Origin of the sequence: Nostoc foliaceum FACHB-393, assembly GCF_014698505.1 — a bacterium.
Taxonomy (GTDB): domain Bacteria; phylum Cyanobacteriota; class Cyanobacteriia; order Cyanobacteriales; family Nostocaceae; genus Nostoc; species Nostoc foliaceum_A.
This window is the reverse complement of the sequence record NZ_JACJTD010000004.1, coordinates 134,137-158,632: the sequence shown is the minus strand read 5'-3', so window position 1 is coordinate 158,632 and position 24,496 is coordinate 134,137. Positions and strand designations below refer to the sequence as shown.

Below are 24,496 nucleotides of genomic sequence, written 5' to 3'. Positions count from 1 at the left end.
TAATGATGAAGAGGTATAAAGATGACGCATTGTCATGGTTCAGGTTCAGGACTTGGCACACTCAGAAATATACCTGGGGTGCAAAGGGTTGCTGTTTTGGGAATGCCGAATGTTGGCAAATCTACTTTATTTAATCGGATTACGGGAGCAGGTGCATTTGTAGGTAACTGGCCTGGTGTGACAGTTGACCTGTTAAAAGCAGAGATAGAGTTAAATCATCAAAAGGTGGAGTTTGTTGATCTGCCAGGAATCTATGATTTAGAAGGCTATTCTGAAGATGAACTGGTGGTGCAAACATTCTTGGCTACTTGCCCAGTAAACCTAGTGCTGGTGATTCTCAATGCTGCTCAAATTGATCGCCAGATTCGTTTACCCTTACAAATAAAAGCCTTGGAAATGCCTGCTGTGGTAATTCTCAACATGGCAGATGAAGCAAAACATTTTGGCATCAAAATAGATGAACATAAACTAGCGCAGAAGTTAGAGATGCCTGTAGTTTTGGTAAGTGCCAAGTATGGTCATGGTTATGCTAGTGCTATACGTCAAATCAGTCAAAAACTAGCACAACAGCAAGCACCTATTGCCCCGGAAGAACTAAAACACCAGATTCAAACACACCGACAAATTCCAGAGTCACAAATTCAGGACACTCTAGAAAACACGGTGGAAATGCCCTCACGCTTGTTTAAAACGCTAACAGAAAAACTAGATGCAGTATTGTTGCATCCAGTTTTAGGGCTGCCCTTGTTTTTCCTGTCCATTTACTTAATGTTTCAGTTTGTCTGGCTGGTAGGGTTGCCATTGCAAGATGTGGTCGATGCGATCGCAGCTTGGTTGCAACAAGTAGCGATTGTTCCCCTGATGGCTGATTTACCAGAGTTTTGGCGGGGCTTTTTAGTTGATGGGGTTTATGGCGGGTTAGCTACGGTAGCGTCGTTTATTCCCCTAGTGGTGACTTTTTTCTTCATGATGGCGATTGTGGAGGATAGCGGCTATTTCTCCAGAGCAGCCTATATGATGGATGCCTTGATGTATCACTTTGGGCTGGATGGTCGCAGTTTTGTGTTGCTAATTATGGGGTTTGGCTGTAATATACCTGCCATCATGGGAACAAGGGTGATGCGATCGCGGGCATTACGTTTACTCACCATTCTCATTATTCCCTTTGCCCTCTGTTCTGCGCGGTTGACTGTATTTGTCTTTATTATTGATGCCCTATTTGACCGCACTTGGGGCCCGTTAGTTTTGTTCTCGCTGTACCTGTTCAGCTTTGTTGTAGCATTGCTAACAGGATTACTTATGAAAGGGCAGTTTCAAAACCAAGAACCATTCGTAATTGAACTACCTCCTTACCGTTTCCCCACACTTAAGCAAATATTTTTACGTGGTTGGGGTGAATTAAAACACTTTTTGCAACGGGCCACAGGATTTATTACAGCAGGTGTAGCTGGTGTTTGGCTGTTGAGCAATTTACCTCAAGACACAGCCAACTCGATTGGTAATGCTGGGCAGATATTAATCGCCATCCCGCTTTTAGTTGGTATGGTTACAGGTTGGAATGCAATCAAAGCATTCTTGCAGCGTGCAGGTGTATGGATTGCAATTGGTGTAATAGCTATTTGGTTATTGAACAATTTGCCTGGGGGTCAAGATACAAGCTACGCTACTCGCATTGGTGAGTTTTTCTCCCCTGTATTAAATACGGCTGGTATTCCCAAAGAATTAACCATTGCTTTACTGTTTGGCTTCATTGCCAAGGAAATTTTAGTGGGTTCTTTAGCAAGCATCTATCATCTCGCCGATGCCAATGCTGTCCAAGCAACTCTAGCTCAGACAATTTCACCAATTCAAGCCTATAGTTTCATGCTATTTTGTCTGCTTTACACACCTTGTTTGGCAACGGTGGCAACTATTCGTAGCGAGTCTAAGAGTATTCGGTTTACCTTGATATCGATTGTTTACGGGCTAGGATTAGCGTGGGTTGTGAGTACGTTGTTTTATCAAGGAACAAGGTTAATGGGGTTGAGTTAGGAGTTTGAAACCGCTATCTACCTTGGATGGCCACACACCATTACAAAGAACGATCGCGATCGCACCATATAAACACCGCTTTTCCAACAAAAGTAACCAGACTCCCATTGTAGAATCTGGGGTACAATCCCGCCTAACAGCCTTTGAGATGATGATCCCGATTTTAGATATGCGTCTATTCAAAGAAAAAGAATGGTTATTGAGCTTGCTGGTAATATCTCTAGTTCTATGGCTGATATTTTTAGGAAACTCCCCTTTACGAGACTGGGATGAAGGTACTGTGGCACAGGTTGCCCGTGAAATTTGGCGTGCCCCACTTGGTTCAATGCGTTGGCTTTACCCCACCTTGGGAGGTGAACCTTATCATAATAAGCCACCTCTGATGCACTTGCTAATTGCTTGGACTTACTCCATCGGGGGTGTGAATGAGTGGACAACACGTCTACCAGGTGCAGTGTTAACTGCCTTGGGAGTGCCTTTGCTTTACTTGGTGGGATGCTTGCTTTTTAACCAAACTTTACCAGCTTTGTTTGCCGCTTTAGTTTACCTGACGATGTTGCCTGTGCTGCGTCACGGACGGCTAGCAATGCTAGATGGTGCAACTATTACCTTTTTCTTGCTGTTGTTGTTTTGTTTGCTAAAAGCAAGGCAGAATCATCGGTATGCTCTCGGTGTGGGATTTTGTCTAGGGTTAATCACTCTAACTAAAGGGATGATGGTTTTGCCGCTAGGGACAATAGCTTGTTTATTCCTGATCGCAGATCGGCAGTTTGCTTTGTTAACAAGTCCCTACCTATTAGTGGGAATATTTTTAGGAAATGCACCAGCGATCGCTTGGTTTGCTGCTCAATGGCAATATTATGGTGAAAATTTCTTCAAAGTTAATTTTCAAGCACAAACTTTTGATCGCCTTACACAATCTGTTGAAGGTCATACTGGGCCTCCCTGGTACTATTTAATCGAGTTAATTAAGTATAGTTCTCCTTGGCTATTATTTTTACCGGAAAGTATTTATCTAGCTTGGAAAAAACGTCGTACTACCTGGGGCAGTCTAATTATTATTGGCACAATTATTTACTTAGTAACTATCTCTTTAATGAGAACTAAACTGCCTTGGTATATTATGCCTGTATATCCATTTTTAGCCTTGGCGATTGGTGCTAAATTGAGCGAAATTTGGCAGCATGGCCATTCTCAGGTACGAAGTTGGACAATATTTATAGCTATTATTGCTATTGCTGGTCTAGGAGGTTTTGTTTACTTTGTTATTGCAAATAAAGAACCTATTCTAATGGTTATGAGCATTGTTTTGGCAATAACTATGGGCATTGTAGCTTGGCTAATTAAGCAACGCGATCGCAACTTTATTCCAGTGTTATTTACAGGGATGTATTTAGTTTTAACTCTGTTAGTAAGTTCGCAATCTTGGATTTGGGAATTAAATGAAGCTTTTCCAGTTAAACCAGTCGCAGCCTTAATTCGGGCAAATGTTTCACCAGGAACACAAATTTATACCTCTTTTGCTTATGAGCGTCCTAGTTTAGACTTTTACAGCGATTGCAAGGTAACTGCTGCAACTGTGCCACTTTTACAAAAAATGTTATCTAATAAATCTTATTTACTATTAGACAATGCGGCTTTACAGCAAATCAATTTAACTGATAGTCAAATTATAGGAGCAGCTAACGGATTTACTCTGGTTACCAAAAATTAATTACACCAACGAATATTAGATAGAATATTACCTAAAAAATTAGATAATTGGGTATCCCCAATGAGGATGCTGGGTTTGTTCACTACCTATCATGGTGCTACGATCCTTCGTTCGTTACTTGAACTGTGGATTGACTAGATTGGGCTAGATAGATACCCGCTAAAACTACGGCAAAAGTTGCCCAGTCAAACAAACCTACTTGTTCTGAAAAAATAAACCAAGCAAAAATGGAGGCTAGGACTGGTTCGATAAGAAGCGTGACGGCGACGACACTTGAAGAGATTCTGCTGAGGCTATAAGCCAAAAGTCCCTGACCTAACACTTGGCAAAATAGGGCTTGGAAAATGATGAAAAACCAACCCATCCAGGAATAGGGAAGCAGCCTATCTTCGAGAAATGGGAGGACGGGTAGTAGAAACATTGTTGTGATTCCACAGCGCCATAGCATGATGGTTGCGGTGCTAAAACGGGTTCGCAGTCGTTCTATTAGCAGCATACACGTAGCCATAAAAATCGCAGTTAGCAATGCTAAGGCATCACCGAGTATTTGGTCAGTTGCAAATTGCACCTTATTGAGTTCAAATGCGATCGCTCCTAAAAGTGCCATAACCAGACCAATAACGAATCTGTTATCAAAGCGCCGACCGAATAAAAGATACCCAGCCAAAGCAACAAATAAGGAGTTCAAATTAGATAGTAAAGCCACGTTGGCAACGCTAGTTTGACTTAGCGACCAAGCCCACAAGAGGAGGTAGGTTGCAGCAGCTGTTCCCATTGCCAACAACAACCACACATCTTGACTCGTAAAAGGCTTCTGTTCTATAGATTGGTTATCGGACTTTTGGTTGCGGAAAGCCTCAAGTCCATTCCATAGCGCAAAGACGACTGTGGCGATCCAACTGCGATGAAATACCACAGCATTTGCACCAATTTCTTGTTGACACAATTTGGTCAGAGATGGTGCTAAAGATATGGGGATCAGGGCAATAAATAATGAGATAGTTCCTAATAAAGCTGGTGTTTCAGAGAATTGTTGCTTTAGTAATGACAGTTTCAGCGTCATACTTTTAACGAGAGTGGTAATTATATTTTTGACTGATTCTTGGAACGGGTAATTAATAGCAGCTTGGCTAGATACGGCTAAGTATAAACCTATTAAAACTACAGCGAAACCTATCCAATTTGAGAAAGTTAATTTTTCCGAAAAAATTACAAGAGCGAAAATGCCGCTAAATACAGGCTCTAACAGATGCACCAAGGAGACAACCACGGAGGAAAACCTAGCAAGGCTATAGGTCAAAAGTCCATGACCTAAAACTTGGCAGATCAGCGCTAAGGAAATTACCCAAAGCCAGCCACCGAGTGTAGAGGGGAAAAGCTGATCTTGAGTGAACAAAAGTATGGGTAAGATGACTAAAGCAGCGATCGCACAGATCCACAACTGGATTGTGGCAGGAGAAAATTTGGTTCGTAATTTTTCTACGATCAGCAGGTATCCACCTAAGAAAACCGCAGAAACGATCGCAGCAAAGCTTCCTTGAACTTCGTCTGTAGCAATTTGCAGTTCCTCAAATTCAATAGCGATCGCTCCTCCAAGGGCGATGATCATCCCAATCAGGAATTGGCTCTCAAAACGCTGACGAAATAACAGCCACACCCCTAAGCTAGTAAATATCGGGGCGAGATTATGCAACACACTAGAAATCGCAACGCTAGTTTGAGTTAGTGACCAAGCTAAAAATACTAAAGTGGCAGCCCAAAGAATACCAGCACCTAGCAATAGCAATAGATCCCGACTGGTGTAGGTCTGCTGTTCTATAGGTTTGTCTAAGGAAAATCGCTGCCGTATTGCCTTGTATCCATGCCACAGCAAGAAGACCAAACTAGCAAGCCAAAAACGATTAAATACAGTGGCATTGGGGCTGAGTTCTGTTTCGCTCAATTTCATAAAAATAGAGCCAAAAGAAATGGCACCTACACCTACAAATAATGAAGCGATCGCTATCTTCGTTTGATTGGATACATTCATTAGGAAATTTAAATATATGGATCAAACCTTCTAACCAACCCAGCGCTCTTGGGCAAATCCTACAGCTATTTTGGCTAGTAATGTCACAAAAACGCCCAATACTAAATATCCCTGGCGAGGATGGCGAGATAGCAGCACACCAATGGCTATATTGAGAGGTACAATACCGTAGGCGAGACGGCTTAAGGAGATAGTACCTCCAGAGGCTAGCAGCAAACCAATACCACAAAAGCCATAGATAACTGTAACTGGGGTCAGTTGCGTGTGTAAGCGCCACAACATATAGCCACCACCCAAGACCATGAACAAGTTGAGCAAGTTATTGATCCACTCTTCACTTGCCAGAATCAACAAAAATAAGACTAAAGCATAAAAGCTATAGAATAATTTCCCAGAACGAAAATGTTGACGGAAACGCCATAAAAGATAGCTACTGGCAACAATCACGCCAAACAACAAGAGATACCAGGGGTCTTGAATGCCGCCAGATGGTTTTTGAATCCAACCATATTGCCAATTTTTTGTGCCGACTGCAATTTGCATAAGCATATTTAACCAACCCTGCCAATCAAACCCCAGAGTTGGTCGCCATCCTCGTTGTGCTTCGATAAATGCTAAAGGGTTGCCAAAATAAATCGCACAATACAAACTGAATAGAAGTATGCCAATCGCGGTAGTCAAACCAGCTATATAGGCAATGGGTGGTCGGCGTTCTTTCCACGCTGCGATCGCAAATGCTGGAATTAGTGCCATACCTGTAGGACGTGTTGCTGTCGCCATCGCCCCCCAAAGCGCAGTCCAACCATATTGCTTTTGATCAAACGCCCGCAAAGCGGCCGTACTCAAAAATAAATACAGCCCTTCTGTGTAAATCACCCCCGTAAACATAGAAGATGGATACAAAGAAACCACAGCAGTAGTCCACTGTGCTGCATTGATGCCATAATGCTCTTTGACCCAAAAGTATAAATAGTAAAGTGCTGCGAAAAATGCCAAGTTGTTGACTAACGTACCTGCTAATTCAAACGGTAAGCCCAACTTCATCAAAACCCAGATGGTTAAGGGAAAAAGGGGAAAGAAAGCAAGATTATGTTGCTTACCATCATTTACAAATTGATAGCCAGAAGTAGCGATCGCTCGGTAATGCATACTATCCCATGCATCAACAACCCCCCAGCTAAAATGGGGCAATAATTTTTCTGCTGGTAACGGTAGCTTTGGCGCAACCAGCAACATAGCTGTCCAAATGAATATTCGGCTGGCAAGCCATATTGCTGCTGGAAACAGGAAATAATTTTTCCATAAAACTTTTTTTATAACTATCTGAACTTTGACCATAAGGTTGAGTGCTTCAACAAACTCCTTTATGCATCCTTTTACCTATGGCTGCAACACAGCAATTTATGAGTAATATTTTGCATATTAAATCCTCCACCAACATAATTAACAAACTGGACAAATTAGCAATTAATTGAAATTATTTCTTATTTGGTTACTTTTGCCAATTTTCTCGGAATTTATCTTTAAAAGTATAGTATTTATAAATACAATTTTTGTCTAGTTATATGAAAATTGAGCAACTTTAGTACTTTATGGCTAGCAGTCTATGGAGTTGAAATTAACGGATTGGGGCGTAGTGACGAGGACACGGGTAAATAGTCCTTCTTTGCGCCTCCCCCTCGCCGCGTCTCTACTCGTTGTCAGTGTATCGATTATAGGGATTGCTGTTATTAAAGAGTCCCCAGCAATTTATAGTGGGAGTTGTCTGTAAATCCTTAAGCAATTGTGAAAGCGATTACTCTTGTTGGTTCCACTGGTTCTATTGGTACTCAGACTTTAGATATTGTCACTCAGTACCCAGATCAGTTTCGGATTGTGGGATTGGCAGCTGGGAGCAATGTAGAGATGTTGGCTGCTCAAATTCGGCAGTTTCGGCCGGAAATAGCAGCCATTTGCTCAGAAGATAAATTACCAGCGCTCAAAGAAGCAATCATTGATCTCGATCCCCAACCAATTCTACTCGCAGGCGAAGCCGGAGTGATAGAAGTCGCTCGTTACGGCGATGCCCAAACTGTTGTCACTGGTATCGTTGGTTGTGCTGGCTTACTACCAACGATCGCAGCTATTGAAGCTGGTAAAGATATTGCCTTAGCGAACAAAGAAACCCTGATTGCTGGGGCCCCTGTGGTTCTACCCCTAGTCGAAAAACACGGTGTAAAATTACTCCCAGCTGATTCCGAACATTCCGCAATTTTCCAATGCCTCCAAGGTGTACCAAAGGCAGGTTTGCGGAAAATTTTGCTCACAGCATCTGGTGGGGCTTTCCGAGACTGGGATGTAGAAAAGTTAGCAGATGTAACCGTTGCTGATGCTCTCAAACATCCTAATTGGTCGATGGGGCGGAAAATCACAGTAGACTCTGCTACTTTGATGAATAAAGGACTGGAAGTAATTGAGGCTCACTTTCTGTTTGGGTTGGATTATGACGATATTGAAATTGTCATTCATCCCCAGAGCATTATTCACTCGTTGATTGAACTGCAAGATACTTCAGTTTTAGCCCAACTCGGTTGGCCGGATATGCGTTTACCCTTACTGTATGCTCTATCTTGGCCCGATCGCATCTACACCAACTGGGAACGACTAGATTTAGTCAAAGCTGGAAATTTAACCTTCCGTGAACCAGATCATCAAAAGTATCCTTGCATGAAGTTGGCTTATGCTGTGGGTAAAGCTGGTGGTTCGATGCCCGCTGTGTTGAATGCTGCCAATGAGCAAGCTGTAGCTTTATTTTTAGAAGAAAAAATTCGATTTTTAGATATTCCCCGGTGTATAGAATGGGTGTGCGATCGCCATCAAAATGATAACCGTGCTAATCCTTCTTTAGATGACATTTTGACAGCAGATAAATGGGCAAGACAAGAAGTTTTAATAGCGACTGAAAAGTTAGAAACTCAATCGCGGATAATTTCTCTGCGGTAAAAACCTTTAGTTCAGATACCCAAAAGGCAGATTTTCTGGCTCTTGACCAATTCGTGTTTAGCCTTCAACTTAATGCTGAAGGCTAACGGTTAAATTTAGTTGCGATAAGTAACTTCTAAAACTGTATTTTTGTCCATCCGCTACTATGCCTTGTTAGATTCTTTGTCTGATATCATGTCCGCTTAATTAGTTATTATTCAGGGCATCTATGCAAAAATCTTAAAACTCTCTTTCCCCCTGCCCCCTGCCCCCTGCGGTTTTAATGATAAGTCTTTTACCGGACATGATATGAGATAGCTATTGATTAACTAGAGACATTTGTTTTTGGCTTTTGTAATAACAAAACAATTCCTAAAACTGGAAGAATTAAAGCGATTAAATGTATTACTTTAAAGGACGTTCTAGATATTACAGATGAGCCTGATAAATATACGCTGATGATTGTCTGAGTAATACCAAAAATATACCAACTATAGATCGCAATTGTAATCCATTTTGCCCACACCTTTTCTTTAAATATTCCAACTATTGTGGCAACTGTCACTAAAGTAGCGATCGCCAGAAAAAATATTGTTGTAAAAGATATCTCATTCCCAGCAGTATTATTTCGAGCTATCATAATCCAAATTATTGCATTAGCTGCAAAACCTAGGGCAACCAACCCTAAATATGCCATGCTATAAAACTTTCCAACTTTTGTATAAATTTTTGTGACCATACACTCTACTCTAAGCCTTTTGATTCTCATAAATCAAATAGCGTTACTGTATCCTTCCAAAAATAAAACTTTTTTATACTGTAATTATTTATACAGAAATATCAATAAAAAATCTTTTTAATAATTCTGCCAAATTGCCAAATAAGTTGCCTCTTATCTGAATCCTTGTCTCGTTTTCAGGTAAAATAGCATTGGTACAGTTAAAAAATTTTAGCTTTAGTATCTATTCCAAATTAGGTCTATTAGCTTTAGTACTAGTAATTTTTAATTTCAGATAAAAACTTCCCCTTTCTGAATAAAGACCTTTTCAGGTAAGGGCTATTGTTAAGGAATTTCTACATTATGATTGCTACGTTGATTGTAGCCTGGATTATCTTTATAATATTGTGGAAGTTGTTGAAAGCAACCGTTAGCAATGCATTAACTCTTGCTGCAATCCTGATTTTATTAAACATTGGTTTTGGCATTACCCCACAAGATATTTGGCATCATATAACGCAGTTTACGCAAACTATATCGCAGTTCCAAAACGGCAAGTAAAAAATTAAAAATTCACCTTTTTTGATGAAGGTGAATTACAAAAAATGAACAAATAAAATTTTCAACATTCAAGCAAATCTTGTCTGTAACCTTTGTTGTTCAATTATTATTTAATGCTGAAATTTTAGCAAATGCATCCTTAAAACTCGGTGGTAACTGACGCATAATCTTGCCTCTTTCGCGATCTAAAGCGACTAAAGTCACCTTGGCAGTGACGTACAATTGTTGTCCATCAGTTGAGACAATGGCATAATCCCAATTGATTCGGACGCCAGTCACCTCAGCCATGCGCGTTTTTACCACCACTGCCATACCCAATTGAATTGAACGGTGATAGCGCACCGACAGTTCTACAACTGGTAAATCGCAACCTATAGCGGCTAAATCAGCAAATTCAATCCCTATAGATCGCAAGCATTCATTCCGCGCTTCTTCCATCCAAGCTATATAGGAACCGTGCCAGACAACACCTGCATAGTCAGTGTGGTGAGGTTGCACTCTGACAGGATATTCAAACCAATTCCCAAATTCATGACTTGATGGATTGTCAAGGGCGCTGGTTGGTGGTAGTTTTGGTTGGCTGGGTTTTTCTTCTGACATGTTCAAATTCTCAGCACCTATAAATTTTCCAAATTATTGAATAGCATAAAAATTAATTGCGTTGCCTGACTTCTTGATTTAATATTTACACTTCCGAGTATAGGGAGTGTTTTGTTATGCAGCCTAATCTCCGGTATGTGAGTGTTGTTACTTTGACACTACTTAGTTTACTAGGTTTTGGGATGGTGTATCCAGACAATAACCAGGTAAGCAGAAATGCAAGGTTGAGGTACAACTCTGGAGAAAAAGCTCAAGCTTTACCCAACAATAATCAGCTTTCAGAAATTGCAAGGCTCAATGAAGAAGCTATCAAAGAATCTCGTCAAGGTCAATCGCAAGAAGCGTTGCAGATATTACAGAAAGCATTAGCCCTAACTAGAGAACTTGGAGAGCGCTCTTGGGAAGCAGTAACATTCAATAATATTGGCAGAATCTACCAAAGTCAAAAAAAGTATCACGAAGCACTTCAATCCTATCAGCAAGCAATATTAATTAACAAAGAACTTGGGGATCTCGTTCAACTTGGCAAAACCTACAGTAACATAGGTTACTTATTTGATATCCAAAACAAACCAGAGTTAGCAATTTTTTTCTACAAGCACTGCTTGATTAATCGTGAGAAAGCTCGCTTGAAACCGTCAGCACTGAGTGCGCCACAACCAGATGCTTACAGCATAACTGTTAGCCAGACTTATCGCATTTTGGGTGAACGATTGCTCAAACAGGAACGTGTTGCTGAAGCACAAAGGACAATGGATTTACTCAAAGTTGAAGAACTAGAGGAATATCTCCAGAATGTGTCAGGTAATCAACGTACTGCCAAAGGTATTAATATAGCGGCAACAGAAAAACCAATTAAACAAAAGTTGGATCAAAGTGTGGATAATGCTGTTGTGCTGGGTAAAGAACTGACGACATTACGGAAGATTTCCCCCAAAGAGCGATCGCTCCAACAGAAACAACGCATCGAGCAATTAGTCCTAAATCAACAGCAACTCTTGGATGGATTTAACGAATTTATCAATAGTCCTTCAGTAAAAGCACAGATAGAGCAAATTAGCCGTACAGCTAGGCGGCAAAATTTGGAATTGGAGAGTCTCAATGAACTTCGGGATAATTTGGCGCGATTACCTCAAAAATCGGCACTAATCTACCCACTGATTTTAAAAGATAGTTTGGAATTGGTATTGGTAACTCCTGAATCTCCACCAATTCATCGCACCGTTGCTGTAAAACGCGAAAACCTTCATCAAACAATTGGTACTTTCCGCCAAGCTTTAATCAATCCCAGTCGAAATATCAAAGCACCTGCACGCCAATTGTATGACTGGCTAATTAAACCAATAGAAAAAGACCTGAAGCTATCAGGTACACAAACTCTGATTTACGCTCCAGATGACCAGTTACGCTACATTCCTTTAACTGCTTTATATGATGGTAAACAATGGCTAGTGCAGCGTTTCAGTGTCAATCACATTACATCTGCCAGCCTGACTAACTTAAACACCCCACAACAATCTACTTTACGGGTTTTAGCCGGCGCTTTTACTAAAGGTAATTATCAAATCAAAGTTGGTAATCGGCAAGTTGCTTTCGCTGGCTTACCCTTTGCAACGCGGGAGGTCGAAAGTCTAGCAGCTGCGGTTCCTGAAACTACGAAGCTTTTAGACGATGCCTTTAGTCCCAAAGTCGCTGTACCCCAAATGGATGACTATACAATTGTCCATTTAGCGACTCATGCAGCCTTTGTCGTGGGTAAACCAGAAGATTCGTTTATTTTATTTGGGAATGGCGATCGCGTTAACTTTAGAAATGTCGCCACTTGGTCACTCCCCAATGTAGATTTGGTAGTGTTGAGCGCCTGTGAAACCGGCTTGGGAGGCAAGTTGGGTAACGGTGAGGAAATTTTGGGCTTTGGCTATCAAATGCAACAAACCGGCGCAAGAGCTGCGATCGCCTCGTTGTGGTCTGTGGATGATGGTGGTACACAAGCACTCATGAGTGCTTTTTATGGTATCTTATCTACCGATAAGCTGACTAAAACTGAAGCTTTACGACAAGCCCAAGTCTCATTAATTACTGGAGACAGGAAGTCTCTAAGTCACAATGCACCTGTAGCAGCAGTTAGTAGCTTTAGTCACCCATACTATTGGGCACCCTTTATTTTGATTGGCAATGGACTTTAGCTTTGCCAGAGAATGTCTTTTTCAAGTTTGTGGCTAATGTATCAATTGTAAAATCCGGTAATGGCGATCGCTATTGTAAAATCCGGTAATGGCGATCGCTGCTGCAAAAATTATAGACATAATTAACTAAAACTGTGTTAGCGGAGCTTAACGTACCCCTACGGGGAAGCGAGCTAGCAAGAGCGTCTGTCTGCGACACGCTGCGCGAACGTAGAGAAGTTATCGCATTTTGATGAAATTTTGGGAAAAGAGGAGCGCACAATTACCCAATCGCTAAATTTGGTGCCTTTTAACAGCTTCCATCTAAAGGCTCAAAATCCGGTTCGCAAGGTTTTAGCAGATACCAAAAAATATGCGATGGGCCAGCCACGAGCCAATCACTTAATATTTATGGAGAATAGGTTAAGAGCGATCGCTAACTAAGCCATCATTACCAATTACCGATAATCAATTTCTAATTTGCGATCGACCTTTGGAACCTTAATACTTCTTGGCAAGAGTTTTAGAGCCTGTATCGGTTTGCATAGATTGCTTGACAAGATCAGCCAGTTCGTCTAGTTGGCTAATTGCCTCCGCACCTTCTAGCTTCATTAATTCGCGGTCATCCCGCATTTCCGTCCAAGTAATCCCGTAATCGGACACTAAAAAACGAATCAGATGGTTATCACCTAAGCTAACCATAAACGAAGCACTATTCATTTGGTCGCCACAGGTGTAACAGGACGCAGGATAGCCGCGCCGCTCTAATACAACCGCCAAGGCTTGCAGGTTCATTACCAAGTCTTGGACGAATTGTCGATGTTGATGTGCTAGTCTCAGAAACACTTTTGTCCTCCAGACACCACAGTCATTTGAGTTTCTTTTATATTTTCTTTAGATTTTCTCATCCATTGGTATTGTAAACTATTCATTACAATTACCAGACAGATGATATTGAGTCGTTAATTGACTACCTTGTTTAGGGTAGTAGATCAGAGTTTTGAGCGCCGTATCAAACTATTCAGTTTGCAAATTAAAAATCTCGGACAGAATTGCTAAATTTAACTATATCTTTATACACTTCTGTCAGGGTAGATTCTTACAGGAAGCGTTCCGCTTTAAGAGTAACTTAAATCTAGCACTAGTCAACTACAGAAAAGTTACATATTTGGCTTTTATTGGCGATGTGCAGCGAAATTCACAGCTAGAACAGACTATAACGTAGTTTTGCATCGTTATAATAGTTCTTGCTTAGATGTTTCATCTATTCTCTTTCTAACGTAGATTTTGGTATAGGAAAATGATTAAATATACCAAATTTCCCCCTTCTGTATATATAAAGTTGAGCAGATGACAGTGCAAATTTGAGATCCAGTATTAAAAGCAGGTTAGTTATAGTCCTTTATACAAACTTTACGTAATTAATAGACAAGTCTGAGTGTAGAATCCACAATAGATAAACTCAACACTGACAATACCTAAACTCAGCAGTGCAATGTTGCCATTTAGGCAATATTTTCAGCTATTTTGGGATTATCCTCAAAAAGTTGTACTGAAGTAAAGCACAGAAATTGGGAAAGATCCTTATCTTAGTTTGGTTTTGCTAAATAAAATGTATATATAGTATATTTCGATTATTTATTCAAACTGAGTAATTATTTTTTATTCATCACTAGCAGCCTGTCGAAGAACTAGCTGAAGCATTTGCCCTTAATATATGCAAAAAGTGAACTACCCAGCTTTGTGCCGATCATGCATAGAGAACTGGCAAAATCCCTTTGCTGGCTTGATTACACTAATACAAGTTCCAATATGCTTAGGTTAGCGCTTTAGCCGCAGTCTTGCTTAATATTTAGTTGAGACAAGTCACATCGGTAAACCAAGAATCCCACCCTTTCAAGGGGTGGGAGTGTCAATTACTAAACATTACTTGTAGTGCTAACAAGTTTCTCCCCTTTCAACATCCGCGCCGCAGCTTCAAGTAGAGCTTCTTCGAGATAGGGCTTGGTAAAGTAGCCACTAGCACCGAGTTGAGCTGCTATTTGTCTGTGCTTGTCTGCACCGCGAGAGGTGAGCATAGCGATCGGTAGGTGGTTGAGGTTAGAGTCTTTCTGAATGCGAGAGAGTAATTCCAGACCATCGCAGCGGGGCATTTCGATGTCACAAAATACGATATCGCAAGGCAGACCAGAGCGCAGTTTATCCCAAGCTTCCTGTCCGTCACGCGCCTGTTCTACGCGATAACCTGCCTTGTTAAATGTTAAGGAGAGCAATTCTCGGACTGTAATTGAGTCATCGACGATCAGCACTGTCGGGTCAATCTTCGTAGGAGAGGTGTCTACGGGAATCCCTTTCTGTTGCCAAGAATTGCCACCAATTTGTGTAGAAATCCGTCCCTGGAAGATGTCAATTATTTCCAGCACATCAGCAATGGGCATAATGCGACCATCACCAAGGACTGTAGCACCAGCTACACCAATGGGTTTAGGTGCTGGGCCTTCAAATTGCTTAATTACAATTTCTTGCTCACTTAACACTAGGTCAATCTGTAGAGCAATTAGGGTATTTGCCGATCGCACGACGACCACAGAAACCATATCATCATCTCTGGTGCCGCCATAGACATTACCGCGACTAATCTGGCGATTGAAGGTTAAAAGTTCCTTCAGAGGACGGAATGGCAACACCGTATCGCGCCAGGAAATAAATGATTGCCCATTGGCATCGTGCTGAATATTTTTGACTGGTATATCCAGCGTATCTTCTACACCGTCCATCGGGAAAGCAATTCTAGATCGATCAGAGACGCAGCAGAGAGCTTTACAAATACTCAGAGTCAGTGGCAGACGGATGGTGAAGGTGGTTCCCTTACCGATCGCAGAATCGGTGTTCACTGTCCCACGGATTTCGCTAATCTCGGAGCGCACTACGTCCATACCCACACCACGACCAGAAATTTCATCTGCCTGGTCTTTAATCGTAAAACCAGACTGGAACAACAGATCATAGACTTCCAGACGAGACATGGCTTTTGCTTGCGCTTCCGTAATCATGCCAATCTTCACCGCCTTCGCTTTAACCTTTGCTGAATCGATACCAGCACCATCATCGCCTACGGAAATGATCGTTTGGTTTCCTTGGTGGAAGGCACGGATAGTAATGATTCCTACGGGTGGTTTACCAGCAGCTTGTCGTTCTTCTGGCGTTTCAATACCGTGAGCGATCGCATTATTCAGCATATGAGTTAACGGATCGGTCAGATGATCCAAAATCATCTTGTCAATTAAGGTATCACCACCTTCGATCACCAACTCCACTTGCTTGCCACACTTGATGGCGTTGTCGCGCACTCCTCGCCGCCAGCGATCGATAGTTTGGGCAAAAGGCACCATTCGCGCTCTTGTTAGTCCCTCTTGTAGCTGGGTGGTTACTTGGCGGAACTGCCTTGCTACCCGCTCGGTTTCTTCGGTAACGAAATCAATGTCACTTGCCGACTCACGGACTCGCACAATGCGTTCAATCATCTGCTGGGATAGTGTATGGAAGGGAGTAAAACGATCCATTTCTAATTCGCTAAAACCCCTATCGGCATTCGAATCAGGTGCTTGGAAGCCGGAGTCTTTCTTTTTGCGCCCAGCTAACAGAGAAGCTTCTAATAGCGATCGCTCGTACAACTCTTGCATCCTTGCGCCCACATCCGAGAGTTGCTGTACCTGAATCAGTAAGTTATCTAATGACTGCCGCAGCCGTTCATGATCCTGCTCTAAGGTATTGCGATTTACCACCAACTCCCCAACTAAATTACTCATATCGTCCAGTTGCTTAACTGGAACCTTCATCGTTTCTTCAAATCTCGCAGCCCGACGAGTAGAGGGACGGGGAGCTTTGCTGGTGTTGGATTTTGCTACTGGTGAATGAGATATTGTTTGATCTGCTTCTGCCAGCAACTTCTCCAAGTCACCAAATTCATCTATGCCTGGTGATGGAATGACATTTTTCGCCAAGACTGGTTGAGTGTTGAAGGGCTGGCGTGGGTGTAGCCCGTCGTAGACATCGCTGTCTTTATCTGTACCGAGCAATTCTTCTAGGGCTGTAAAATCTACTTCTGGTATTGACGTAACTTTGGGGTTAAGTGCTACTTCTTCTCCTAGTAATGCTTCTAAATCTGCAAATTCATCTTCTGAAGCAACTACTTCAACGGTTTCTGTCGTTACCAATTCTTCAGTTGAGGCAACAATAGCATTTTCGCTTTCTGAGACTACTACAGTTTCAGATGTCTTTCCTAAATCCCACAAATCGGTTTCTACAGCTTCCTGAATAACCGTTTGTGTGAAGTTATTGACAGGCTGTAAGTCAATTTCTGCTGTGTTTTCTCCTAATTTTTCCTGGTTTTCTGCTTCTGGCAGAGCAGTTTTTGGAGACAATAAATCATTTGTAAAACCCAGTCCTGTACCTTCAAAAGCTGGATTTTCTGTAAACTCAAAGGTAGTTTCTAAATTATTACCCTCAGTATCTAACACTTCTTGACTGATATCGACTGAATCAGAAGCTTCACTAAAACTGATATCTAGAGAATTTTCTGTAGCCGATAGTTCATCCACAGTATTATCTGTGGTTTCCATCTGAATATAGGTAGAGTCTGTAGCTACATCCTCAAACAATAGGTGGGGATTTTCATTGAAACCAAATAAATCATCTGGCTGTACTTGGGGTGATGCTGAATCGGAAGTTTCACCAAAACTGATATCTAGAGAATTTTCTGTAGCCGATAGTTCATCCACAGTATTATCTGTGGTTTCCATCTGAATATAGGTAGAGTCTGTAGCTACATCCTCAAACAATAGGTGGGGATTTTCATTGAAACCAAATAAATCATCTGGCTGTACTTGGGGTGATGCTGAATCGGAAGTTTCACCAAAACTGATATCTAGAGAATTTTCTGTAGCCGATAGTTCATCCACAGTATTATCTGTGGTTTCCATCTGAATGTAGGTGGAATCTGTAGCTACATTCTCAAACAACAGTTGGGGATTTTCATTTGTGTTTTCATCGAAAGCGCTGAATGAATTAAGTTCCAGATCAACAGCAGATATATCTAGGGGCTGATTAGTAAATTCTGGAACAAATGGTTGTTGCGACCTGAGAATTTCCTCTTCTGGATGCTGCGAGAACAACGGCGTTTCAAGCATGGAGGGCTGTACGCTATCGTTGATTGCAGGGAAAATAGTTGAGTTACTCGGTGCTAACTCATCAAATAAATCATCTCCAGAATCCGATGAGAATATCAAATCTAGCTGCTCTTGGTGCTGGAAATTGATATCAAAATCTTCTTCTATGTCAAAACTGGTTATAGCAGAAGGTATTGGCTGCTGACTATCGGCAAAAATGTCATCAGCCGCAGCAAACAAACTCTCCTCTAATGCCCTTTCCACATTCTGCTCAATTAAGGAATCGAATTCGTCCTCTTCCTCTGTGGTTTCCTGGTTCCAGAAGTTGCTCAGATCATTTTCTGATTGAGAAAACTCAGGTGCTGTTGCTGGAGATGTATCAAATAAATCACCGAGTTCTGGCTCGGTTGTAGGCAGTAGTATCTGTTCTTCCATTTCAGCGAATAGGTTATCTAAAGACAAGCCTGTTTGCTGGGGTAATTCTATATAGTCACTAGAGGTAATTTCCTCTACCCAATTTGCATTTCTAGTTTCTAAAAATAATTTATCAAGACTGTTTTGTTGGTTCGTAGATAGTTCCACACTGGCCAACGCCTCAGTTTCTGGTTGAGTAACTTCACCTGTAGGCAATAGTTCGGCATCATTATCTAGTGCCAGTGTCAAGAAATCTTCAACCACATCGTTTTTGTTGACATTAGGAGGCAAGTTTATATCACTAGAAATATCAATAAATTCTTGTAAATCCTGGGAAGAAGAATCTAAATTTATATCAAGTACGTTAATATCACTTAGCTCTAGAGTCGTAGCAGATGTTTCTTGATTTTGCGATTCTGAATTCTCTTTTTCTAGGAAATTGTCGCCAAATAATAGGGATAAATCTTCTGTCGTAGCTGTGGTTGTTAGATGCTGCTCGTTGCTTGTGTCTTCATCAAAAGAGAGTAAATCGGATAAATCGCTATGAGCATCCTCAGCATCAGTGCTGCTGAAATCAATTCCAAAGTCATCGGTGGCAACATCTAAGGTTTCTTCTTGATGCCAGCTTTCATCTAGTTCGGGAGTATCACCTTCAAATAAATCGGCAAGGGTATTTAACTCAGCTATTCCTACTTCTGGGCCATTGGGGTCAAGATTGCTACTAATTGGATGTGCTTCGTCATGTGTGGTGAAAGTAAAACTAGTATGAGTTGCAGCGTTTAGTGGTGTCCTTTGTTGAAGATAGGAGTCATCGCTAGTATGATCGTCTAGATTCAGTTCTTCAGTTGTCTGGGCTAATGACTCGGTGTTACCAGATAGAACTCGCTCTGACACAGTTGATGATTCTGTCAAAACCGCAGACTGTTCGTCAAATAAATCAGGGGTTATTTCTAACAACTCAATTTCTGCAAAGCTCAAAAGTGCTTCTAGTTGCTGACTAATTGCAATTTCGGCTTCCCTACCTTGTAGGACTAATTCTTGAGCTTGCTTGATTTCGGTAATGACAATTTTAGCTAACGTCAGATAAGTATTTTCAGGATTACCGATCGCACTGGCTGCTGCTTGACACAAAACACACCACTTGGATAACTTCCAAGTCTCACCAAGTCTGACTAACTGGTAACAGCATTGCTGAAGGTTTTGTCGAGTTGAGGATGTTGTTGTTTGCTTAAACAGTTGCAACATTTCCCGCAATCTTTGCAGCACTTGGGCTTGAAATTCGCCCCAATTATTATTTTCTTTTGCGGTGACTGGCGACTGTACCTGCTGGGGTATTATTGAGAAGGATGTTTCTGGAGATTCCTGATGAGCATCTTCTGTCACACTGGGAATATCTCGCCGCAGGAAAAGTTCTGTAAGTGTGGAGACGTTCTCTACAGAGGTTGTGTGTAATTCTGTTGCGTCAGTACTACTAGTTACTCCACTATTCCCTTGTTCTACAAGTAATTCCAAATGCTGATTCAGCCATTGAAAGACCGGCTCAGTTTCTGACATCAAAGTATTAGCTGCATCTTCAGAAAGACCAAATGGCCCGCTCAAATGCTCTAACAGCACTTTCAGGGTATCAGATACACCAAGAAATAAGGACTCTAACTTTTGGTCAACCTGAACCGGATGCTCTTTAAGAACTTTGAAACAATCTTCTAGACGGTGAGATGTATGCTGGATGCTAGTCAATCCAAGCATCGCCGCTCCTCCTTTGATGGAGTGAGCCGCCCGGAAGACTTCACTGATCATTTCCGGGTCGTTCAGAGTACCCTCTAAATTCAGCAAGCCCTGCTCAATGGTATTCAGGTGATCCCTGGCTTCTTCAATAAAGTAACCCAAAATCCGCTGTTGTTGTTCCGGCAGCATAGCAAAAGTTGTGAGTTATGAGTTGTGAGTTATGAGTTGTGAGTTATGAGTTGTGAGTTATGAGTTGTGAGTTATGAATTATGAGTTATGAGTTGTAATTTTTATTTCTAACTTTTCACTCCTAACTCCTAACTTTATTTCAAGTTGTGAGTTGTGATTTTTATTTCTAACTCCTCGCTCCTAACTCCTAACTTTTTTACCTGGTTTCCATAGTTTCCACTCGGAAACGTTCAACGGAGGCAATCAAGTCACGGGATACACCTACTAAGTGTTGTAGGGCACCTGAAACTCGCTGTGCTTCCTGGGAAGTTTCTTGCGCGGTGAGTTCTACTGATTGCATTACATGAGCGACGGCGCGGGAAGTTTCAGTCTGTTCTACAGTGTCGCTGGTAATCGAGCGTACAAGAATATCGATGCGATTCGCTACTTGAATAATGTTTTCGAGCGATCGCTTGGCTTCTTCTGCCAATTTTGTCCCTTTAATTACTTGTTGTGTGCCTTCTTCCATCGCGGTCATTACAGAGCCTGTTTCGCTTTGGATTTGCATCACAATTTGTTCAATTTCCTTCAAGGACTTAGCAGATTTATCTGCTAACTGGCGCACTTCATCCGCGACGATCGCAAACCCGCGTCCAGCTTCTCCCGCCCTTGCCGCCTCAATACTAGCATTGAGTGCTAACAAGTTTGTTCTCGAAGCAATTTGAGAAATCAACGCCACAATTTTAGAAATTTCTTGGGAAGATTCCGCCAACCGCTTCACTTTTCGAGTGGTTTCGGCAACGGTTTCTCGAATTTCCAAAATCCCTGCTACGGTATTTTCTACGGCTTCGCCACCTTTTAGAGCGATCGTACTAGCATCACGAGCAACGGTTTCAGCTTCCCGTGCCGCCTCTGCTACCCGCTGAATCGAGTCGGTCATTACCTGTACAGAATTCAGCGTCACTGCCAACTCTTCTGCTTGACGCAAAGCGTCACTAGATAAGGCTCTAGCAAAGGTTTCAGAGTTTGTTGCACCTTTTGTCACATCTTTCGCCGCCACTTTTACCTGTTGGACGATATCCCGCAGGTTTTGAATTGTCAGGTTAAAGGCATCAGCTACGGCTCCCAGTACGTCGGCTGTTACTTCCGCTTGGACTGTTAAATCGCCTCTAGCAGCTCCTTCCACATCATCCAAAAGACGAATCACTTGGCGTTGCAGGTTTTCTTTAGCTTCCTCTTGTTCATCAGCCTTCCGTTGGGCTTCACTTGTGGTCGTAAAAATTACCCGCGCCATTTCATTAAAGCCACTGGCTAAATGCCCAAATTCATCTTCGGAAAACACTGTGGCTTGAGCATTCAAATTTCCTTGGCGTACAGCCTCAAACTGAGCTTGCAGATCATTGGTTGTGCGCCGAATTTGTTTAAGCGCAAGATTCCCCATAAAGCCGGCGGTAGCAAAACCTGCAATCCCAGCTGCTAGGGACATTGCCCAACCTGTGTTTCGAACTGATTCTCGTTGTTGGACTGGCGAAAATGTGGTGGCGACAAAGCTAACTGTGGCTACAACCAGCGCGGAGACAATGCCCACACTTCCAGCAATTAACCATTGTTTCCTTTCTATCGAGGCATTCTCTAATGGTGCTAACCATCCTTGCTCGATGCTGACGTTGGGTTCTAGTTTCGAGACATCTGTTTGGCTAAAAACTGGAACTCCTTCATGGGAACCAGTCATCGTGAATAGTTCCTCTTCGCGATCGCTAGCTGCATTACTTGCAGAACCATCCACGACTTGAGAGCGTCCACTACCACTAGTTTCTGATGGAGCAGAATGCATTGCTAGATCGCCGAAGTTAGAATCTCCTTCGATCAGGTCAAACCCTGGAATGTTACCTAAATCATCAAATTCCTCAAAGTCATCTAAAAACTCTATATTGCTCTTAGAATTTTCTCCATTCAGTATATTGTTTGAGTCTTCATAAGAGCTTATACCCTCTGAGCCGAAGGCAGACTCAAATGCTTCCATATCAAAATTTTCATCGTCATCAAAGTTATTTTTACCGATGAATTCACCTGATTTAAACTGCTTTTCTTTCAGAGGGATATTGCTACTAAAAGATGAAGCATCATCAGATAAATCTGGCTGGTAACCTTCCTCTAATCCAAGTTTTTTTGACTTTAACCAATCATGTGCTTCGGTTTCCGGCAAATCATATTGACTGTTGTTATTTGTTGATGAACTATTTCTAAGTTCTTCTTCAACAATCAGTAAAGTTTCGTCTCCCAAAGGAGATTTTGTATATTCTAAGTTTCCAATACTCAACTCTGGAGATTTTGGCTCACTCAACAAATCAGGGAAATTATTCTCGTGATTACCAGTTTGTGAATTAGAAAAGGAAGAATTACTATTCTCACTAGCTGAACTTCCGTGAAAAGAAGTTTTCCCATTCTCTGAAAAATGACTATTTCCTAATGATTCTTCAAGACGATCTTCTGATACATCTTCCTGCCAGAAAGCAGGCAACTCTAATTCTGTTTTCTCCTCCCAACTGCTGCTATTTGATTCTTGTTCTTGTGATTCTTCATTGAAGGCAAAAGGATCATCACCAAAAGCTGTAGAATAATCTGATATTTTTCCCGTTCCGATACTATCTTCTGTGGGTAGATCAAATGGACTTTTTGAAGATAATTCTTCAACGCCATTCAGCGTTTCTTCATGCTCTCCAAAAAAGTTCAAATCAAGGTTATTGCTGTCAAACTCCTCACTAGTGCCCAAATCTTCTAATTCTTGTTCACTATATGCCAGTGCATCAGGCATCTCTGAGGAATTTATTTGCTCTTGGCTTCCTGATGTATCAATCTGCCCCATGAATGACTGTAAATATTGATTGATATTCTCAATTCCATTATTGGCAAAACCAATAATTTCTTGATCGTCAGTCAAGCTTAATACCTGTTGATATTCTTCTTTTGCTACATCGTACTGCTGTAAAACATAGTAGATGTGACCCCGTAACAAATGGGAGTTGGGGTCATTTGGTAAATTTTGCACCACTTGGTCAACTAAAGTGGCGGCAACCTCATAATTCCTTTGAACATAGGCGCTCATCGCCTGTTGATATGTTGGCTCGTAATTATCAATACTTGCTGCCATTTCCTCCTCCAATTTCATCCTGCCCACCTAGCACTCCGTAAAATTGCCATTTGATCGAGCAGCCGTAGACACTGATTGTTTTTAGCACCTAATAACCACTCTCCACGTAAAAAGGGAGCCATAGTATCTGGAACACTAGTTGGTGGCATGAGATTCTGGACATCCAACCAGTGCATACCACCAATTTCCTCTACTGCTAAACCCACTATTGTGTCTTGCTCTTCAATGGCAATCACCGGAATTTCAGCTCTATCTGTGTTTAATGCACTTGCTTCCCCAAGAAATTGGCCCAAATCAGCCACCCAAATAACTCGACCTCGTAAATTTAGAGTACCCAAAAGTAAAGGAGAAGCATTAGGAATCGGGGTGATTCTATCAGGACTTAGTTCAATTACCTCCCGAATGCCAGTTGCTTGTAGTGCAAACTCCTGATGCGAGGGAATGTAAAACCTCAAATGTAACTCACCTTCAGGACTTTCTACTTGTAATTCTGGTCGAAAATGGTCTTGACCACTGCCACTTAAAAAGTCCGGTTTGCTGACCATATTGCTTTTGTCCTTATCCTCGCAGCAGTTGTTTGACTGTTCCCACCAACTCGGTTGGTTGAAATGGTTTGGCTATGTAGGCATCTGCACCCTGTTTCATGCCCCAATAGCGATCAAATTCTTCGCCTTTGGAAGAACACATCACCACAGGAACATTTTGGGTTTTTGGATCGGATTTTAAGCGCCGACAAACTTCGTAGCCGTTCATCCGGGGCATGACAATATCCAATACCACTAAATCGGGAGGTGCTATTTGAATTGCCTCCAATGCTTCTAATCCGTCACTGGCATGGGTCACTGTTAAGCCAGTTGCTTTTAGGAGGTCTGTAATCATCTCCCTTTGCGCGATACTGTCTTCCACAATCAGAACTGTACTCATAAATGTCTATTTACCTCCTGATGTAGACGTTCCTATTTGGAACATTCCCTGATTCCTCCGCAAGTATTAACTGTATAAATTAATTCTAGTTTTTGACTATTTTCCTGGATATTGAGGTTTCACTGAGTTAGCTGACTCTGTGATAACATCTTTTACCTGATCTTTTA

At 41.7% G+C, this 24,496-nt stretch carries 15 protein-coding genes; 6 read left to right on the top strand and 9 right to left on the bottom strand.

The features are described from left to right. Window positions 1–21 precede the first annotated feature (21 nt). Window positions 22–2,031, top strand: coding sequence for a ferrous iron transporter B (feoB, locus tag H6G92_RS05970; RefSeq protein WP_190891757.1), 2,010 nt, complete (start codon window positions 22–24; stop codon window positions 2,029–2,031). A gap of 169 nt (window positions 2,032–2,200) precedes the next feature. Next, window positions 2,201–3,745 carry an ArnT family glycosyltransferase gene (locus H6G92_RS05965; RefSeq protein ID WP_190891996.1) on the top strand — a complete coding sequence of 515 codons (1,545 nt, stop codon included), beginning with the start codon at window positions 2,201–2,203 and terminating at the stop codon, window positions 3,743–3,745. 97 nt (window positions 3,746–3,842) lie between these two features. Here H6G92_RS05965 and H6G92_RS38765 read toward each other — a convergent pair whose 3' ends face one another. Together H6G92_RS38765 and H6G92_RS05950 are read right to left on the bottom strand one after the other, a co-directional pair. Then, window positions 3,843–5,774 (bottom strand): DMT family transporter, encoded by a 1,932-nt coding sequence (locus tag H6G92_RS38765; RefSeq protein ID WP_199344709.1) that lies wholly within the window; start codon window positions 5,772–5,774, stop codon window positions 3,843–3,845. A 30-nt stretch (window positions 5,775–5,804) separates the two neighbouring features. Beyond that, on the bottom strand, window positions 5,805–7,112 hold the full coding sequence (locus H6G92_RS05950; protein WP_190891755.1) for a mannosyltransferase family protein: 1,308 nt from the start codon (window positions 7,110–7,112) through the stop codon (window positions 5,805–5,807). Window positions 7,113–7,559: 447 nt separating this feature from the next. On the opposite strand from H6G92_RS05950, the gene dxr reads away from it, so the two are divergent. Beyond that, window positions 7,560–8,756: a 1-deoxy-D-xylulose-5-phosphate reductoisomerase gene (dxr, locus tag H6G92_RS05945; RefSeq protein WP_190891752.1), complete on the top strand. Its 1,197-nt coding sequence runs from the start codon at window positions 7,560–7,562 to the stop codon at window positions 8,754–8,756. Between the two features lie 304 nt (window positions 8,757–9,060). Here the strand turns inward: dxr and H6G92_RS05940 are convergent, their stop codons facing one another. Further along, window positions 9,061–9,474: a hypothetical protein gene (locus H6G92_RS05940; RefSeq protein WP_190891750.1), complete on the bottom strand. Its 414-nt coding sequence runs from the start codon at window positions 9,472–9,474 to the stop codon at window positions 9,061–9,063. A 342-nt stretch (window positions 9,475–9,816) separates the two neighbouring features. Here H6G92_RS05940 and H6G92_RS05935 point away from each other — a divergent pair, with 342 nt between their 5' ends. After that, entirely contained in the window at window positions 9,817–10,014 is a 198-nt protein-coding gene (locus H6G92_RS05935; RefSeq protein ID WP_190891748.1) for a hypothetical protein, read from the top strand. Window positions 10,015–10,113: 99 nt separating this feature from the next. Here H6G92_RS05935 and H6G92_RS05930 read toward each other — a convergent pair whose 3' ends face one another. Beyond that, window positions 10,114–10,614, bottom strand: a complete 501-nt coding sequence (locus H6G92_RS05930) for an acyl-CoA thioesterase (protein WP_190891745.1) — start codon at window positions 10,612–10,614, stop codon at window positions 10,114–10,116. Between the two features lie 116 nt (window positions 10,615–10,730). Here H6G92_RS05930 and H6G92_RS05925 point away from each other — a divergent pair, with 116 nt between their 5' ends. Further along, a complete protein-coding gene (locus tag H6G92_RS05925) occupies window positions 10,731–12,800 on the top strand; it encodes a CHAT domain-containing protein (RefSeq protein ID WP_190891743.1) in 2,070 nt (689 codons plus the stop codon). 240 nt (window positions 12,801–13,040) lie between these two features. Further along, on the top strand, window positions 13,041–13,223 hold the full coding sequence (locus H6G92_RS05920) for a hypothetical protein (RefSeq protein ID WP_190891740.1): 183 nt from the start codon (window positions 13,041–13,043) through the stop codon (window positions 13,221–13,223). A gap of 57 nt (window positions 13,224–13,280) precedes the next feature. Here the strand turns inward: H6G92_RS05920 and H6G92_RS05915 are convergent, their stop codons facing one another. From H6G92_RS05915 to H6G92_RS05895, 5 genes are all read right to left on the bottom strand, one after another. Further along, window positions 13,281–13,625: a DUF1815 family protein gene (locus tag H6G92_RS05915; protein ID WP_118162512.1), complete on the bottom strand. Its 345-nt coding sequence runs from the start codon at window positions 13,623–13,625 to the stop codon at window positions 13,281–13,283. Window positions 13,626–14,698: 1,073 nt separating this feature from the next. Continuing rightward, window positions 14,699–20,275: a hybrid sensor histidine kinase/response regulator gene (locus H6G92_RS05910; RefSeq protein ID WP_190891738.1), complete on the bottom strand. Its 5,577-nt coding sequence runs from the start codon at window positions 20,273–20,275 to the stop codon at window positions 14,699–14,701. A 196-nt stretch (window positions 20,276–20,471) separates the two neighbouring features. Then, the gene (locus H6G92_RS05905) at window positions 20,472–23,423 is read right to left on the bottom strand and encodes a methyl-accepting chemotaxis protein (protein WP_449289979.1); all 2,952 of its coding nucleotides are present in this window, start codon (window positions 23,421–23,423) and stop codon (window positions 20,472–20,474) included. Continuing rightward, complete coding sequence (locus H6G92_RS05900) at window positions 23,420–23,950, bottom strand: chemotaxis protein CheW (RefSeq protein ID WP_190891733.1); 531 nt, start codon at window positions 23,948–23,950, stop codon at window positions 23,420–23,422. The genes H6G92_RS05905 and H6G92_RS05900 overlap by 4 nt, the downstream gene beginning before the upstream one ends. A 13-nt stretch (window positions 23,951–23,963) precedes the next feature. Then, a complete protein-coding gene (locus H6G92_RS05895; protein ID WP_069073698.1) occupies window positions 23,964–24,329 on the bottom strand; it encodes a response regulator transcription factor in 366 nt (121 codons plus the stop codon). Window positions 24,330–24,496 lie beyond the last annotated feature (167 nt).

Excerpts from the sequence above, each read along its gene's own strand:
- feoB (WP_190891757.1), top strand. The coding sequence starts at position 22 with ATGACGCATTGTCATGGTTCAGGTTCAGGACTTGGCACACTCAGAAAT.
- H6G92_RS05965 (WP_190891996.1), top strand. The coding sequence starts at position 2,201 with ATGCGTCTATTCAAAGAAAAAGAATGGTTATTGAGCTTGCTGGTAATA.
- H6G92_RS38765 (WP_199344709.1), bottom strand. The coding sequence starts at position 5,774 with ATGAATGTATCCAATCAAACGAAGATAGCGATCGCTTCATTATTTGTA.
- H6G92_RS05950 (WP_190891755.1), bottom strand. The coding sequence starts at position 7,112 with ATGGTCAAAGTTCAGATAGTTATAAAAAAAGTTTTATGGAAAAATTAT.
- H6G92_RS05940 (WP_190891750.1), bottom strand. The coding sequence starts at position 9,474 with ATGGTCACAAAAATTTATACAAAAGTTGGAAAGTTTTATAGCATGGCA.
- H6G92_RS05935 (WP_190891748.1), top strand. The coding sequence starts at position 9,817 with ATGATTGCTACGTTGATTGTAGCCTGGATTATCTTTATAATATTGTGG.
- H6G92_RS05930 (WP_190891745.1), bottom strand. The coding sequence starts at position 10,614 with ATGTCAGAAGAAAAACCCAGCCAACCAAAACTACCACCAACCAGCGCC.
- H6G92_RS05925 (WP_190891743.1), top strand. The coding sequence starts at position 10,731 with ATGCAGCCTAATCTCCGGTATGTGAGTGTTGTTACTTTGACACTACTT.
- H6G92_RS05910 (WP_190891738.1), bottom strand. The coding sequence starts at position 20,275 with ATGCTGCCGGAACAACAACAGCGGATTTTGGGTTACTTTATTGAAGAA.
- H6G92_RS05905 (WP_449289979.1), bottom strand. The coding sequence starts at position 23,423 with ATGAAATTGGAGGAGGAAATGGCAGCAAGTATTGATAATTACGAGCCA.
- H6G92_RS05900 (WP_190891733.1), bottom strand. The coding sequence starts at position 23,950 with ATGGTCAGCAAACCGGACTTTTTAAGTGGCAGTGGTCAAGACCATTTT.
- H6G92_RS05895 (WP_069073698.1), bottom strand. The coding sequence starts at position 24,329 with ATGAGTACAGTTCTGATTGTGGAAGACAGTATCGCGCAAAGGGAGATG.